Consider the following 2,466-nt stretch of genomic DNA (forward strand, 5'->3'; position numbering starts at 1 on the left):
TTGTTCAGCAAGCCCTAATTACTTCTAGAACAATAAAACCGTCAGATTCTTTTAGAATCGAGACGGTTGAGCTATAGGGAAAACAGTATATTGATCTAACTTCTAGATTTAAATTCTTCTAGCCATGATTTTATTTTTTCCATATCTGCTTTTATTTCATCAGGATCAGGCATATCAACAGGTGATTCCATTGATTGTGAATGCTCGTACCTAGAATACTTGGTCATAAATTCATCAAATAAACGACAATCTTCCTGTTTTATCAGTGCTAACCTATGTATTTTACCCATGGTGTTAACTGCTCTTCTAAAACGATGTACTACATCAGACATCAGATCATATTCTATAATTCGTTCAAGCAAACTCCGAAAATCGCTGCATAAACCTTTTACATAAACATCATATTCTTCCCTGCCTTCCTCATTAAGAATTTTTTTGGCCTTAGATAATCTATCATTTAACAGCGAATTCAATGCTCTCTCTGTTTTGTTAACGTAAATTGGAAGTTCTCCAGGTTCTCCTGTTCCCCAAACCTCAGATCGTAAACAAATAATATTTGATTCAATATTTTTCTTTTTCGCTTGTTCAAACAACAAAGTTAACAAAGAAATCCGATGTGTAAAAACAATAACTTGTCTCTTTTCGCTGAGTCTAACAAGACGTTCAACCGTAGCTTCCTCAAAATCCTGATCCAGAGATGATATAGGATCATCAAATATAAATGGAGTATTGTGCGGATTTGCCTCAACGTCAGCTATAAAACCAGCAAGCGAAACAATCCTAAACTCTCCCTCACTTAAGACATCTGCCGCCTTTACTGGTAACTTGCAATCCTTAAGTTGAATCTTATGAAATATATGTCCTCTTTGTGCTCTTGATTTGACCAACTCAACTTTTAACCTATTGCCACCTAATGCCTTAAGCTCTTGGTTAAATCTTTTTATATACTCAGCAGTAATTAATTTATCGGACAGTTCCGATTTTTTTGTCGAAAGTGCTTGAGTATTTGTAAGTCTTATCGATTGTTCTAACTTAGTTCGAAGTTTTAATTTTTCAATGTTCTCCGTAATAAGTTGTTGTTGTTGAGCAATCCATTTTCTTGCTTCCAATTCTTTTATTTTTTCGGAAATTTCCTTTCTGTTATCCTGTTCAACTAAACTCATTAAACTCGATGACTGCTGCTCATAAGTCGAAGCAATTTCAGATAACGAATCTGTCAAAGTATGTTCTGGAAATGGAATTAATTCCTCCAAATTTTGCACTTTGTCTATTGCTTCTTTTCGTTTCCGCAGAGTAGTTAAAAGCCCAATAAATTTTCTAATTTCTATTTCATCAGTCAATCCTATAGAATTAAGATGCAGTATAATGGATTCATCGGTTGGAATTTCTGGCAGACCCATTTTTGACAGCTTAAAATGCTCTTCAGCGACTTCGGCCTCTTTCATTAATGCCCCTTTAACATAACTTTCAAAATTGATAAATCTCTGCTTTGCATCATCTGTTAATGGTTGATGACACAAAACACATTTCGAGTCGTCCCCTGTATAAGGAAAAGGAAATTGAGGGTAGGCATGTTTTTCAGAGAATTCGCGCGCATGTTGCCACAACAATTTCCAACTCTCTGTGCCAATTCCTTCAAAAGAGGAGCCTTCAAAAATTTTCAACGCATCTTCTTCTGCTGCCTTTTTCTTTACAACCATTTCATTTTTCTCACTAAGGATTTTTGAAATATTTTCATCACTATATTTCTCTATTAATTCTTGCAATTTATTAATTAAACTTTTGGCGTTTTTTGCTATTTGATTTAGTTTATTCGCCTTTTCAATAGGATTTGTTTCTCCAAGAAGTTGTTTTAACTCATTAAGTAATTGTTCATCAGTGTTACTCCAACTACAATTTTTTTCAACATCATCGGAAGTGGTTTTATTATTAATTTTCTGAAGCCAAGCTCCTGCCTTGGTATCTTGATATTCTTTCGGAAGATTATATGGCTTTATTTCTATTCTATCGTTTTCTTCCTTCAAAGCTTGTCCAACTTTTTGACAAACATCAGTTAGTTCGGTAAAGAAAGTAAGCAACCATGGCTCATAAGCGACTTCATTCTCTTCATTAACGTAGACATTTGCACATGCAGTATCATAAAGTTGAATACTATTTAATTGCTCTATAGTCCCTTGTTCTGAGCTCCATTTTATTTGATGATCAGCAGCTCCATCGTTATAAACAATTGTACATTCTTGTTTTTGGACAGCTTCCTCTTGAAAGACGTTCCCTATCAACTTTCCAGGTTCTCGCCCTCCACACACATGTTTTAACAATTTTACATAACTCGATTTCCCGGAGCCATTTTGACCGTAAACTATAGTTAATTGACCTGAACCAAATTGTAACGGCTTTCTAGGATTTAATGCATTGATTCCCTTTACTTCACCGATCGATACCAATCTTAAACATGAAATCGGAAAG

The 2,466-nt window shown here is 34.8% G+C and carries 1 protein-coding gene; it reads right to left on the minus strand.

Annotation, left to right across the window (positions count from 1 at the left end; translation table 11 throughout):
- Positions 1-95: 95 nt before the first annotated feature.
- On the minus strand, positions 96-2,466 hold a 2,371-nt coding region (locus ABEV74_RS23195), incomplete at its 5' end, for an AAA family ATPase (protein WP_430150116.1).

Origin of the sequence: Paenibacillus cisolokensis (assembly GCF_050481165.1) — a bacterium.
GTDB lineage: Bacteria > Bacillota > Bacilli > Paenibacillales > Paenibacillaceae > Paenibacillus_AH > Paenibacillus_AH cisolokensis.